General features: G+C 58.3%; 14 protein-coding genes and 1 pseudogene. 8 read left to right on the forward strand and 7 right to left on the reverse strand.

Annotated features, from left to right (window positions below):
• Positions 1–48 precede the first annotated feature (48 nt).
• Positions 49–1,428, reverse strand: coding sequence for a ribulose-bisphosphate carboxylase (locus LEPOCDRAFT_RS01800; protein WP_009453497.1), 1,380 nt, complete (start codon positions 1,426–1,428; stop codon positions 49–51).
• 170 nt (positions 1,429–1,598) lie between these two features.
• A pseudogene (locus LEPOCDRAFT_RS01805) lies at positions 1,599–1,955 on the reverse strand (alanine--glyoxylate aminotransferase family protein); the annotation flags it as partial.
• A 44-nt stretch (positions 1,956–1,999) separates the two neighbouring features.
• Between LEPOCDRAFT_RS01805 and LEPOCDRAFT_RS03080 the strand changes: the two are divergent.
• The gene (locus LEPOCDRAFT_RS03080) at positions 2,000–2,233 is read left to right on the forward strand and encodes an ice-binding family protein (RefSeq protein WP_420806071.1); all 234 of its coding nucleotides are present in this window, start codon (positions 2,000–2,002) and stop codon (positions 2,231–2,233) included.
• Between the two features lie 136 nt (positions 2,234–2,369).
• Here LEPOCDRAFT_RS03080 and LEPOCDRAFT_RS02930 read toward each other — a convergent pair whose 3' ends face one another.
• Entirely contained in the window at positions 2,370–2,537 is a 168-nt protein-coding gene (locus LEPOCDRAFT_RS02930; RefSeq protein ID WP_216579396.1) for a hypothetical protein, read from the reverse strand.
• Between the two features lie 91 nt (positions 2,538–2,628).
• Between LEPOCDRAFT_RS02930 and LEPOCDRAFT_RS01815 the strand changes: the two genes are divergently transcribed.
• The 3 genes from LEPOCDRAFT_RS01815 to LEPOCDRAFT_RS01825 all read left to right on the forward strand — a co-directional run bounded on the left by LEPOCDRAFT_RS01815 (position 2,629) and on the right by LEPOCDRAFT_RS01825 (position 7,253).
• On the forward strand, positions 2,629–3,495 hold the full coding sequence (locus LEPOCDRAFT_RS01815) for an ice-binding family protein (RefSeq protein WP_216579397.1): 867 nt from the start codon (positions 2,629–2,631) through the stop codon (positions 3,493–3,495).
• 42 nt (positions 3,496–3,537) lie between these two features.
• On the forward strand, positions 3,538–5,025 hold the full coding sequence (locus LEPOCDRAFT_RS01820; protein ID WP_009453501.1) for a S8 family peptidase: 1,488 nt from the start codon (positions 3,538–3,540) through the stop codon (positions 5,023–5,025).
• 128 nt (positions 5,026–5,153) lie between these two features.
• Entirely contained in the window at positions 5,154–7,253 is a 2,100-nt protein-coding gene (locus tag LEPOCDRAFT_RS01825; protein ID WP_043909786.1) for a putative bifunctional diguanylate cyclase/phosphodiesterase, read from the forward strand.
• Here LEPOCDRAFT_RS01825 and LEPOCDRAFT_RS01830 read toward each other — a convergent pair.
• The 4 genes from LEPOCDRAFT_RS01830 to LEPOCDRAFT_RS01840 are packed head-to-tail and all read right to left on the reverse strand — an operon-like array spanning position 7,204 to position 9,491.
• Positions 7,204–7,581: a hypothetical protein gene (locus tag LEPOCDRAFT_RS01830; RefSeq protein ID WP_009453503.1), complete on the reverse strand. Its 378-nt coding sequence runs from the start codon at positions 7,579–7,581 to the stop codon at positions 7,204–7,206. The genes LEPOCDRAFT_RS01825 and LEPOCDRAFT_RS01830 overlap by 50 nt on opposite strands.
• Positions 7,578–8,522 carry a hypothetical protein gene (locus LEPOCDRAFT_RS01835; protein ID WP_009453504.1) on the reverse strand — a complete coding sequence of 315 codons (945 nt, stop codon included), beginning with the start codon at positions 8,520–8,522 and terminating at the stop codon, positions 7,578–7,580. The genes LEPOCDRAFT_RS01830 and LEPOCDRAFT_RS01835 overlap by 4 nt, the downstream gene beginning before the upstream one ends.
• A gap of 34 nt (positions 8,523–8,556) precedes the next feature.
• Positions 8,557–8,754, reverse strand: coding sequence for a type 2 periplasmic-binding domain-containing protein (locus LEPOCDRAFT_RS03050; protein ID WP_009453505.1), 198 nt, complete (start codon positions 8,752–8,754; stop codon positions 8,557–8,559).
• Complete coding sequence (locus tag LEPOCDRAFT_RS01840; protein WP_338033396.1) at positions 8,727–9,491, reverse strand: LysR substrate-binding domain-containing protein; 765 nt, start codon at positions 9,489–9,491, stop codon at positions 8,727–8,729. The genes LEPOCDRAFT_RS03050 and LEPOCDRAFT_RS01840 overlap by 28 nt, the downstream gene beginning before the upstream one ends.
• Positions 9,492–9,617: 126 nt before the next feature.
• Here LEPOCDRAFT_RS01840 and rpe point away from each other — a divergent pair, with 126 nt between their 5' ends.
• The 4 genes from rpe to LEPOCDRAFT_RS01860 form a co-directional block, all read left to right on the forward strand.
• Positions 9,618–10,292, forward strand: coding sequence for a ribulose-phosphate 3-epimerase (rpe, locus tag LEPOCDRAFT_RS01845; RefSeq protein ID WP_009453507.1), 675 nt, complete (start codon positions 9,618–9,620; stop codon positions 10,290–10,292).
• 64 nt (positions 10,293–10,356) lie between these two features.
• Positions 10,357–11,415: a class 1 fructose-bisphosphatase gene (locus LEPOCDRAFT_RS01850; protein ID WP_009453508.1), complete on the forward strand. Its 1,059-nt coding sequence runs from the start codon at positions 10,357–10,359 to the stop codon at positions 11,413–11,415.
• A gap of 105 nt (positions 11,416–11,520) precedes the next feature.
• Positions 11,521–12,396 carry a phosphoribulokinase gene (locus LEPOCDRAFT_RS01855; protein ID WP_009453509.1) on the forward strand — a complete coding sequence of 292 codons (876 nt, stop codon included), beginning with the start codon at positions 11,521–11,523 and terminating at the stop codon, positions 12,394–12,396.
• 94 nt (positions 12,397–12,490) lie between these two features.
• Positions 12,491–13,147 (forward strand): 1-deoxy-D-xylulose-5-phosphate synthase N-terminal domain-containing protein (locus LEPOCDRAFT_RS01860; protein WP_009453510.1); only part of this gene is annotated, 657 nt, incomplete at its 3' end.

Genomic DNA, 13,147 nt, shown 5'->3' on the forward strand with positions numbered 1-13,147 from the left:
AAAACTGAAAAAAAGCCCCGCCGGAGCGGGGCCTTGCTGAGGCACGATTTACTTGTGCACGCCCAGCTTTTCACGCCAGCCCGGGAAGATCTTGTCAGCATCCTTCGGGAACGATTCGAAGGCGCGGGCAAATTCCTTGTGCTCCTTGGCGTACTCGATCGGGTCGGCACCGGCCTTCCAGCACTCATACGACTGACGCAGCGAGATCGCACCGGCAGCGGGTGAGTCGATGTGGCCGTAAGCGCCGCCACCAGCGGTGTTGATCACGTTGCCGTGGCCGAGGTTTTCGAAGAAACCCGGCAAACGCAGCGCGTTCATGCCGCCCGAGATGATCGGGGTGGTGGGCTTCATGCCGAACCACTTTTGGTAGTAGACCGGGCCTTGGGCTTCGTCACGCTCGATCATGTAAGCGATGATGCGGTCGTCGCCTTCGCCTTCCATCTTGCCGTAGCCCATGGTGCCCACGTGGATACCTGAAGCGCCTTGCAGACGGCTCATCTTGGCCAGCACGAAGGCGGTGTAGCCGCGCTTGGCGCTTGGCGAGGTCACAGCACCGTGACCGGCGCGGTGGTAATGCAAGTACTGGTTCGGGTACTGACGACGGGCGGTGGTGACCATGCCCGGGCCGCCGACGTAGCCGTCGACCAAGAAGGCCAGCTTGTCAGCGTCAGGACCGAACACTTCCAGCGCGTAGTCGGCGCGGGCCAGCATTTCGTAGTGGTCGTCGGCCGTGATGTTCATCGAGAACAGCTTGGCTTGGCCGGTTTCGTCTTGAGCGCGCTTCATCGAGTCATAGACCAGCGGCAGCACCTTCTTCAACGGGCAGAAGACTTGGTTGCCTTGGGGTTCGTCGTTCTTGATGAAGTCGCCACCCAGCCAGAACTGGTAAGCCGCCTTGGCAAACGGCTCAGGCCGCAGACCGAGCTTGGGCTTGATGATGGTGCCGGCGATGTAGCCACCGTCCTTGACCGGACGGCCGAGGATGCGCCACAGATCGGTGATGTCCTTGCTGGGGCCGTCGAACATCTGAATCACGCGGTCAGGCATGTAGAAGTCGATCATCTTGGCGTGTTCGATGTCGCCCATGCCTTGGTTATTACCAATGGCCAGGGTGAGGAACGACACCAGCATGAAGCGGCCGTCGATGACGTTGCGGTCGAACAGATCGATCGGATAAGCAATCCGCATGTCTTCGGTCGCTTCGTCGATGTAATACACCAGCGCGTCCACACCCTTGGTGAAGTCGTCGGTGGTCGAAACTTCAACGTTGGTGCCCGTGGACGATTCAGCCGCGAAGTGCGCTGCCGCTTCCAGGTAGCCGTGGCCGGCCTTGGGCTTCATCTTGTAAGCCACCAGGATGTGGCGACCACCCTGCATGAGATCTTGTTCATTCAGGCTAAGGTCGGCATAACGGCTGGACTGGTCCATGGACGCTCCTAAATTGGTCTTGAGTAGGGACTTGAGGGAAGACCGTTTTCAACCGGCCTTCAGGGAACGGATCGAACTGTAGCGGCGCAATGACATAAGGTAAATTCACGAGTTCTAACACATGAGATAAGAATTTCTTTGGTTAGAACTCAACGTGAACAGCACTCAGATCAGAGCAACTGGCCCAGTGCTTGCTCAAGACTGGCGACGGTGCGCTCAATGTGCTGAAGCTTCTCCAACCCGAACAGGCCGACGCGGAAGGTGCGGAAATCAGCCGGCTCGTCGCACTGCAACGGCACACCCGCAGCGACTTGCAAACCCAGCGCTAGGAACTTCTTGGTGCTTTGGAACTCCGGGTCGGTGGTGTAGCTCACCACCACGCCGGGTGCTTTGAACCCTGTCGCCGCCACGCTCTTCAGGCCCTTGCTTTCGAACAACGCACGCACCCGATCACCCAGCGCTTGCTGCTCAACCTTGACCTTGGCAAAACCGTAGGCACGGGTTTCCAGCATCACGTCGCGCAGGGACGGCCAATGATGTCTGGGTCTTTCAAGTTGCCCAAGGCGTTGCCCTGACTGGTGGTGCGGCTGCAGGTGGTGGTGCACAGGTGGTTATGGCTGGAGGTGCGTTGGCCAAAAACGTATTCTGGCAGGTCGCTGGTGTGATGGCCCTTGGAACAAATACCACGCTGAACGGGGTCGTTCTGTCTAAGACGGGCATCACCCTCGCTGCGGGTGCGGTGGTTCACGGCAAACTGATGGCACAAACCAGCGTGACCTTGTCTGGTAATACGGTCGCTCCTTGATACCGGCCTTCCATCTCTTCTGTTATCCATAAAAGGCCGTCTTGTGACGGTCTTTTATTTTATGTGTGCCTCATAAAGGCATGTATGTTGTCCAGCGCACAGAACAAAGGATGCCGAATACGGATACTGAACATGGCTACTTAATCTTATTGACGACCAGGCAAGAGATGATGATGAATAAATACATGGCCATAAGAGCCATCATGCCTCTTATGGCGATATTGACGACCGCAACAATGACGGGGTGCGGTGGCGGGAAGGCCGACTTGGCGAGTGGTTTATCTGGAACGGCACGCGCTTCCATGCTTGCGGCCTCTCCGGGTCGGTTGGGTGCGCCACTCGGTCCACCGGCTATATCACCACCGCTTGTGGTTCAGTTTCTCAGTCCATACGCATTGACCACCTCTGCGGGTCTGACGACGTCCTTGGGGGCGACTTTTGGGGGGGATGTCGTGATGGACGCCCCCGTTTCAACCTGCACGGCGGTTCCTGCTGCGGCAACGTCCAGTATCGCTCCCGTGGTTGTGGGTATCGCTCAACTGGACAGTTGTGGATTGGAGGTGGGTTTGATCGACACCATCAATCCGCCAGTTAATATCCCTAACGGCTTAAACATCACAGGGCAGACCGTGCGTTACTCGGCCACGAACAGTGCCGCCTTCAATGCCAAGGTGCGAGCCGTCAAAACTGCTCTGAATATGGCGTGGATGGGGGCCTCGCAGCAAGTAGGGGGAACGTTGATTCCTGGGCCAGGTGCGTTGGGCGGGCTGCACCTGACACCGGGTATCTATAAAAGTGCCAGCACCATGGTTTTGGGAAGTGGCGAAACGCTGACCCTTGATGCTTTCGGCAATGCCAATGCGGTCTGGCTTTTTCAGGTCGGGAGCAGTCTGACCATCACGGGTTCCACCGTTGCATGCACCCCTTTACCCGTCGTGATATGTACGCCGACCCAAATCGTGCTTCTTCATGGAGCACAAGCCAAAAATGTATTTTGGCAGGTCGGTACACCGAGAATGGCGGACGGCGCACCCTTAGGCGGTGATGTTAGTTTTCCTGCGGCTACAGGGCCTGTTCAGAATAATACTATTTTCGTAGGAACTATCATGGCTGGTAACTCAGTCACCTTTGCTGGTGGAACCCAGGTCACAGGCAGGATACTGGCAGGCGCTGATTTGCAAGGAGCGACCAACACCCAGACAGGTGGCACGGTGACGACCACGGGTGGAAGTACTGGATCGGTTGTCGTTAACTTACCATAGCATGTATGACGGTCGCTACGAAAATCATACCAGGAGATTTTCATGATAAAGATCATTGATGACCTACAAGGGGCTCTGCAGAAATGCCAATTCTGGTGGTTTAAAAGTTTATTTCGGAATTTATCTTTAGTGTTTGCCATTTGTGGGATGGCTTTTGTATTTTTCTATAAATTCCAAGATAGATACGGCGACACTCAAAATATGGCGGCGTTACAGCAGCTGGCAGTGAAGCATGGGTCTGTGAGAATCATCGTGGGTGTAAGAGTCACGGGCACTCCTGAAGGAGCGTTGAATGCAACGGGTATTGGTTTGCAGAGAAAAAGAATCGCAGCCATGCAATCCGAGGTGCTGCATAAAGTTGCATCCCTCAAGATGCATGAAACAAAACCAAAACTTTTTGCCATCATTCCATTCATGGCCGTGGAGGCCAGCCCAGACGAATTAATAGCATTGAGCAACCTGAACGAGGTTATTTCCATCGAAGAAGACCGCGTTGGAAAACTTGCCGATGCTGGAAGCGTTGCCGTAACGGGGAGTTCGATTGCGTGGAGTATGGGTTTCAGCGGTATAGCGCAGTCGATTGCTATTCTGGATTCAGGTGTCGATAAGTTGCACCCTTTTCTGGCTGGGAAGGTGGTTTCAGAAGCCTGTTTTTCGACCAATAACGCTGCCGATGGTGCCACCTCGCTTTGCCCCGGAGGGGTCGCTCAATCGATAGAAAATGACTCCGCCATGCCCTATTCGGGGGCTTGTCCTGTCGGCGCATGTGGTCACGGTACCGCAGTCGCTGGCATTGCTGCTGGAACCAATGCTACTTTCACGGGCATCGCCAAAGATGCTGTGCTGATCGCCATTCAAGTATTTTCGCGTTTTGACAGTGTGGTTAATTGTGGCTCGACCACGCCTTGTGTATTAACCTATACATCCGATCAAATTATGGGTTTGGAACAAGTTTATGCGCTGCGCAATACGTACAATATTGCGGCCGTCAATATGAGCTTGGGCGGTGGTCGATATTTCAGTCAGGCGACCTGCGACGCTACCAATGCCGCCATCAAATCGATCATCGACACGCTGCGCTCGGTGAATATACCGACCATCATCGCATCGGGGAACGATGGCTTTGTCGATAGCATGGACGCGCCTGCTTGCATCTCCAGTGCCATCAGTGTTGGCGCCACATTTTCTCTGCCCAACTACAACAATAATTGCGCGGGCAATAACGTCAGCATATCGAGTATAGATTCCATACTTTGTGAATCAAATTCTGCACCCTTCATAAATCTGTTGGCTCCAGGGGCGGTCATCACTTCATCCGTCCCTGGTGGCGACTATCTTTCTTGGTATGGCACATCCATGGCCGCACCGCAGGTGGCTGGAGCTTGGGCCATCATGAAGCAAAAGAAGTTCAATTTAACCGTGAGTGATGGTCTTGGTGCGCTGACGTTAACTGGCGTGCCCATTACCGATCCGCGCAACAACCTTGTGACGCCGAGGATACAAGTCAATACGGTTCTCAACGCCATTTAAGGTGGCGATGGGTGACGATGGGAGCCACAAGAGGGTGAGGGTTGATCCCTGTGTATCTTTGGTGACATCGTGCGAGTTCCTGAGATGTGTCAGGTCGCAGAGGGACCGAAACGGCGACACTTGCGGCCATGTTGAAGCCGAGCTATGCCACCCCTGTTGCGACCGATGCTGTGTTGAGTGTTTTGGGGCGTCTCCACCATCCGGTGTGGGTGTTTGATATTGATCGCTCCAAAGTGGTCTGGGCCAATGCGGGAGCCTTGGAGGTTTGGCATGCCGAGTCGCTGGAGGTGTTGAGCACGCGCGATATGGCCACCGATATGTCGGAATCGGTGGCGCATCGGTTGCGGCAGTTTCAGCAGGATTTCATCCGCCATGACGCGCGGTTTTCTGAGATCTGGACGCTCTATCCCAAGGGGCTGCCGCGCACGCTGCGGGTGATGTTCAGCGGCATGCAGATGCTGGATGGCCGCATGGCGATGCTTTGTGAGGGTTTGGGCGAGCAGCAGGGGGATCCGGAAACCTTGCGTAGTGCCGAAGCCTTGTTGCACACCACGGTGATGATTTCGCTCTTTGAGCGCCACGGCGACGTGCTGTATCGCAACCCGGCGGCGCGTGACGCCGTCTCCGATCCGACCGAGGCCTTGTCGGCGCATTTTGCCGAGGCCCAAGATCTGCAAGCGCTGCTCGACGATGTGCAGCGCGTTGGTCAAGGTCGGCGTATCGCGCGCGTCCAAACCAGTCGAGGCGAGTGCTGGCACGAGATTGCCGCTCGGGCTTGCCATGACGCTGTGACCGGCGGTGAGGCGGTGCTGTTCAGCGAAGTCGATATCAGTGAGCTCAAGCAAACCGAAGCCCGGGCGCATTACCAGTCGCTGCATGATCCGCTCACGGGCTTGCCGAATCGGCATTTCGTGGCGCAGGGTTTCCAGGCGCGTTTGGATGAGTTGCGTGCACGCGGCCACCAAGCCGCCTTGATGTTCATCGATCTGGACCGCTTCAAGGACGTCAACGACTCCCTGGGACACGCTGCTGGGGATGCGCTTTTGATACGGGTGGCCGAGCGGCTGCGCCTTGAGGTGCGTAGCGAAGGTTTGGTGGCCCGCTTGGGTGGCGATGAGTTTCTGGTGTTGGTTTCTGCCGCTGACATCGCGGCCGAAGCTGAAGTCCTGAGTGAGCGGCTGCTGAGTGCCCTTTCCGGGACGGTCCAGCTTGACGAAGCGACGGTACGGGTCACGCCGTCGATTGGGGTGTGCTTGTTCCCGCGTGACGGTGAAGACATGGACGCGCTGATGCGTCACGCCGATCTGGCGATGTATCTGGCCAAGGATGAAGGGCGTCACCGGGTGGCCTTTTTTATGCCCGCCTTGAATACCGCTGTGCAGACCCGTTTGGCGCTGGAAAACGAGTTGCGTCAAGCCTTGCAGCAACAAGAGTTCGAGGTGTTCTATCAACCCCGGCTCGACGTCGCTACGGGAAGACTGATGGGTGCGGAGGCCTTGGTACGCTGGCGACATCCCGAGCGGGGGTTGGTCGATCCGGGGACGTTCATCCCGGCGTGCGAGGACAGCGGGCAAATCAGCAAGCTGGGTGCTTGGGTGCTGGAGCAAGCCGCCCGTCAGCAGCTGCATTGGCGTCAGCGCGGCTGGGCGCTGACGGTGTCGGTGAATTTGTCGCCCTGTCAGTTTGCTGATCCAGCTCTGCTGCAAACCGTTCAGGCCATCGTGCTTGAGACTGGTTGCGATCCGCAGGATCTGGAGCTGGAGATCACCGAATCCGTGTTGCTTGGGCATGATGAACACACCGTGCAGGTGCTCAACGCCTTGCGCGACATGGGCTTTGGGATCTCGATCGACGACTTCGGCACGGGCTATTCCAACTTGGCCTACTTGCGCCACTACCCGATCACGGTGCTCAAGATCGACCGCAGCTTTGTCGATGAGCACAGCCAAGCGCGTCCGATCACAGGGCTGATCGTGACCCTATCCCGGGCGCTGGGTTTGCGCGTGGTGGCGGAAGGGGTGGAAACCGTCGAGCAGCTCGACTGGTTGCGCACCCAAGGTTGCGACGAGTTTCAGGGCTTTTTAGTCAGTCCGCCCTTGTCCGTGACGGCGTTTGAAGGCTTGCTCAAGGCCTGCGATCCCCATCCGTCGTCCGGAGCTGCCGTGCCGTGGGTGCCGCCTATGCCGTGCGCGCATCCTGCATCAGGTGGGCCATGGCGGGTCCAATGAGCGGGGCATTGCCACTGGCAACCGCCTGCGCCAAGGCGACGACATCGCCCAAAACCATGATGGCTTTATCGAGATCTTGGACGGTCTTGATGAAGCCGTGAGCGCTGGCGGTGGCGTCGATGATGTCGCTTAAAGACACGCTGGATTCGCCCAGAAGCTCTTCGATGGCCGCCAAGCGCAGCTTCGAGGCGGCGCTGCCCAAGGCTTGCACCTGCTCCATCAGGCTCTGTGCTTCTTGGGGGGTGCGGGCGGCATCCACCGGAACTTGTTCGGCCAAGTCATCCAAGTGCTGGGCGATTTGTTTCAAGGCATCAGGATCTTGGCTCATGGTGTGGGCGGTGTCTGTGGTGTCTGTGGTGTGAGTGGCGTGATGGCTGGCGTGGCGGGGCGCAGGGCGTGCAAGGCGCTGCTGGCTGCGTCCAGTTCCTTGCGGGTTTCTGCCAAAGCGTGCAGGGTGTCTTTCAGGCGTCGGGGGTCATCCATGGCCAAGGCTTGCCGGATGACTTCGTGATCTTGACGAATCTTGACCAAGCTCGCAGCGTAGGTGTCTAGGCTGCTCAGCTCGGATTGGTAACTGCGCTGCACGCGCAGGATTTCTCGCCGACCCCAGAATTTGTCGCTCAGCTCACCTCCCGGGGCCATGGAGCAACGCAAAAACTGCACCGCTTGAATGCGCTCACCGTTGACCTCATCGCGATAGAGCGCGCCGAGTTTTTGCAGCAGCACGATGAGCCGATCCACGTCAGCGTGGGTTTGCTCCATCAAGTCACGGATTTTTTCTTGGCGGTAGCCTTCCAGCGCTCGGCCCAGCAAAGCACCCACGCTGTGCAGGGCGGCTTCCTCTGCCGGGCTGATGTTCACGCCCAAGTGTTTGACGTTGTCGAGCGAACTGTCGAGCGTTTGCGCCGGTTTGGGGCTGTGGTTCGAAGCCAGTTCGCCCAAAGCGCCGAAGTATTGGCTCAATGTGTCATGGACAACGGCCGCTTGGGTGAAAGCGGCGTCGTAGTCAGCTTGCGCTGGGCGACCGCTGCGACCGATGCTGCACTGATCACCCTCAAGCCGTTGTGCCAGCAGACGGGTTTCCGACTCATGCCAGCGCACCAGCGGTGCTTTGTTCCCAAGGACGGCCCCAGCCGAGGCCGAGTAGTCGCTGATGGCTTGAAGATTCACGCAGCCGGTCAAGGGGGGCAGCAGCACGAGGATGCTTGCAAGGCAGAGAAAGCTCCGGGCTTGCCGCATGCGTAGCCCCAAAGTGGACAAAACAAGCATGGGGGACGTCTCCGAAGCTCTGAAAGAAAAGGGCTCAGCTCGGCGGCAACAACCAGCGACGGTCATGTTCGGCCAGGTAGTTTTCGCCCTCTTCGAGTATGAAGTAGCGCAGTGCTTCAGCCGCCGGAGAAAGATTCTTCGATTGCAAATGCACCACGTTCCACGTGCGCATGATGGGCGTGCCCTCGACGTGCACCAGCGAGATCAAACCGCTTTGCAACTCCAGACCCAAGGTGTGCAGCGACAGAAACTCAGGCCCATGCCGGCCATCACCGCTTGCTTGATGGTTTCGTTGCTGGGCATCTCCATGCCGATGCGTAGATCGCGGCGTTGCTCTTGGTAAAACTGTTCCAGCGCAGCACGGGTCCCCGAGGCCTGTTCGCGCACGATGAACGGGTACGGCTCCAAGGCGGCCAAGGGTGGATGGCCGATCTGCATGACCGGGTGATCGGGGGGCGCAATGAAGACCAGCGGGTGCGCAGCAAAGGGTTCAGTGCGGGTGGCAAGTTCCTTGGGCGGTCGGCCCATGATGGCCAGATCGACCTCGCCGTTGTGCAGCAGGGCCACGAGTTGCTCGCGGTTGCCGACTTGCATTTGCACATCGACCCCTGGATGCTCGACGCGGAAACGGGCCAGCAGCCGTGGCACAAAGTATTTGGCGGTGCTGACCATGCCGATGGTGAGCAGGCCGGTTTCCAAGCGTCGAAAGCGTGCCATGGCGTTGTCAGCGTCCTTGAGCATGGCCAGCATGCGCTTGGCGTGCACCAAGAAATACTCGCCCGCTGTGGTCAAGGTGATCTTGCGGCCTTGGCGATCAAACACCGGCAAATCGATGGCAAGTTCCAATTCTTTGATCTGCATCGTCACGGCAGGCGGCGTAAGGTGCAAAGTCTCTGCCGCGCGCGCAAAGCTGAGATACCGGGCCACCTCGACAAACGTACGCAGCTGTCGAAAGGTCACGTTTTTCATCAACGACGCCATAGAACCAATGGTTAAGTGAATTTGAATCGAAACACAACTATTCGTGAATTTACCTTAAATGACACTGGTTCTACAGTCCGACATCCCATCTTGGCTAAATTCGAGGTTGACCCTATGTACCGCATTGCCCCGAGCATTCTTTCCGCTGACTTTGCCCGTCTGGGTGAAGAGGTTCGTACGGTGCTGGCGGCGGGGGCGGATTGGATTCACTTCGACGTGATGGACAACCATTACGTGCCGAACCTGACCATCGGCCCGGGCGTCGCCAAGGCGATCAAGCCACATTGCATCAAGCCCGATGGCACGCCGGCCACGCTGGACGTGCATCTGATGGTCGCGCCGGTCGATGCGTTGGCCCAAGGCTTCATCGAAGCCGGCGCCGACGTGATCACCTTCCACCCGGAGGCTTCGGCCCACGTGGATCGCACGCTGCAAATTATTCGCGCTGGCGGCTGCAAGGCCGGTCTGGTGTTCAACCCGGCCACGCCTCTGGACGTGCTGGAGTGGGTGATCGACAAGGTCGATGTCGTGCTGATCATGAGCGTCAACCCCGGTTTCGGCGGTCAGAGCTTCATCGACAGCGCCCTGCGCAAGACTGAAGCCGCCCGCAAGATCATCGACGCCTCGGGCCGTGATATCCGTTTGGAAGTGGACGGCGGCGTGAAGGTGGACAACATCCGCCGCGTGGCTGACGCCGGTGCCGACACCTTTGTGGCGGGCAGCGCGATCTACGGTCAGAAGGACTACAAGGCCGTGATCGATGCGATGCGTGCCGAGTTGGCCCGCTGATCGACGATGGACCGAGCCCATCGGGTTGAACCGAATTTTTGAAGAGAACGAGGAGACAGACAACATGAACCACACTGATCTGGAAGCGTGGCTGGCGGCTCAGCAACCGGCTGTTGCCGACGCGCTGCGCCACTTGGCCCAAGCCTGCGTCAAGATCTCGCGCGCTTGTTCGCGTGGGGCCATCGCTGGCGAAGGCGGTCAAAGCACCCACGGTGCGGTCGGCGAGGTCAATGTCCAAGGTGAAAACCAGCAAAAGTTGGATGTCTACTCGGACGAATGCATGGCGGAAGCCTTGGCACAGTGCTCGTCGGTCGCCGGCTGGGCGAGCGAAGAGTTGGAGCATCCCACGGTGTCACCCAACCACGCCACGACGGGGCGTTACTTGGCGGTGTTCGATCCGCTCGATGGCTCATCCAACATCGACGCCAACATCTCGGTGGGCACGATTTTCTCGGTGCTGCCGCACTTGTTCCCTGGTGCTGAGCCGACCGAAGCGGCCTTCATGCAGCCGGGTCGTCGTCAAGTCGCCGCCGGTTACGCGCTCTACGGCCCAGCCACCGTGCTGGTGCTGAGCACGGGCAACGGCATCGAGTTCTTCACCCTCGATCCCGTTTCCAGCAACTGGTTGCATACCCGCTCGGGCGTGCAGATTCGCACCACGACCAGCGAATTCGCCATCAACGCCTCGAACCAACGCTTCTGGGAAAAGCCCATCCAGCGTTATGTCTCCGAGTGCGTGGCTGGCGATACCGGTCCGCGTGCGCGCAACTTCAACATGCGCTGGGTGGCCAGCATGGTGGCTGAAGTGCATCGCATCATGACCCGTGGCGGTGTGTTTCTCTACCCGCGTGACACCAAAGAGCCCCGCAAGCCTGGCCGTCTGCGCTTGATGTACGAAGCTTCGCCGATGGCTTATTTGATGGAACAAGCCGGTGCTAAGGCTGTGACTGGCACCATGGATCTGCTCGACGTGGTGCCAGATACCTTGCACCAACGTGTGCCGGTGATCATCGGCTCCAGCGATGAAGTGGAGCGAATTATCGGTTACTACGTTGATCCGAACGAGAACGTCTCGCATCAGCTGTTCCGCCATCGTTCGCTGTTCGTGCAATCGCACCCCTGAACTGGCTTCGCCTTGACCCGGGCCTTGTGACGGCTCGGGTGTGCTGCGCCTTGCGCTGGCGCGTCTCCCCCTTTGTTTCCTTTCCAAGCAATTCCTGAGGTCCCCATGTCCAAGAAACATCCGATCATCGCGGTCACTGGTTCCAGTGGCGCTGGTACATCCACGGTCAAGCGCGTCTTCGACAACATCTTCCGTCGTGATGGCGTGACCCCGGCGGTCATCGAAGGGGATGCGTTCCATCGCTATGGACGCAAGGACATGAAGGTCCAGGTGGCTGAAGCCGAAAAGACCGGCAAGTCGCTGAGCCACTTCGGTCCGGAAAGCAACGAATGGGCTATCTTGGAAGAGCAGTTCCGCTCCTACGGTTCGACCGGCCGCTGCAAGACCCGCTTCTATCTGCACAACGATCAAGAAGCCAAGCCCTACAACCAAGAACCCGGCACCTTCACGCCGTGGGTCGATACCAAGCCGGATACCGATCTGCTGTTCTATGAAGGCCTGCATGGCTGCGTCAAGACCGGTGACGTCGATTTGGTGCGTCACGCCGACTTGAAGATTGGCGTGGTGCCGATCATCAACTTGGAATGGATCCAAAAGCTGCACCGCGACACCAAGGAGCGTGGCTACTCGACTGAAGCTGTGTCGGACACCATCCTGCGCCGCATGCACGACTACGTGCACTACATCTGCCCGCAGTTCGGCGAAACCGACATCAATTTCCAGCGCGTGCCGGTGGTCGATACGTCGAATCCCTTCATCGCCCGTGATATCCCCACCGCTGGCGAAAGCATGACGGTGATTCGCTTCAAGAACCCCAAGGGGATTGACTTCCCGTACCTGCTGTCGATGATTCACGACTCGTTCATGAGCCGCGCCAACACCATCGTGGTGCCGGGCGGCAAGATGGACATCGCGATGCAACTGATCCTGACGCCCATGATCCAACGCATGATGGATATCCGTCGTGCTCAGATGTCCTGATATCTTGACGTCTTGAGATCCTGAGGCGCCGTTGGCGGTTGCTGATCGATTGATTTCCGAGTTCGAGTTGTCTGAATTTGCAGGAGTATTTTTGATGAAGAATTCCAAGCTGATGGCCAATGCCATCCGTGCGCTGGCCATGGACGCCGTCCAAAAGGCCAATTCCGGTCACCCGGGCGCCCCGATGGGCATGGCCGACATGGCTGTGGCTCTGTGGTCGCAGCACCTCAAGCACGACCCGAGCAATCCGCACTGGGCGGACCGCGACCGCTTCGTGTTGTCGAACGGTCACGGCTCGATGCTGATCTACTCGTTGTTGCATCTGACGGGCTACGACCTGGCGATCGACGACTTGAAGAACTTCCGCCAAATGGGCAGCCGCACCGCCGGTCACCCGGAAGTGGGTTTGACCCCGGGCGTGGAAACCACCACCGGCCCGCTGGGTCAAGGCATCTCCAACGCCGTGGGCTTTGCCTTGGCCGAAGAGCTGCTGGCGCGCGAATTCAATCGCCCCGGCCATGACATCGTGGACCACTACACCTACACCTTCTTGGGTGACGGTTGCATGATGGAAGGCATCAGCCACGAAGTCGCTTCGCTGGCTGGCGTGTGGGGCTTGAACAAGCTCATCGCCCTGTACGACGACAACGGCATCTCCATCGACGGTCCGGTCGAAGGCTGGTTCGCCGATGACACCCCGGCGCGTTTCCGCGCCTACGGCTGGAACGTGATCCCGGCGGTGGACGGCCAC

It is taken from the genome of Leptothrix ochracea L12 (genome assembly GCF_000262525.1).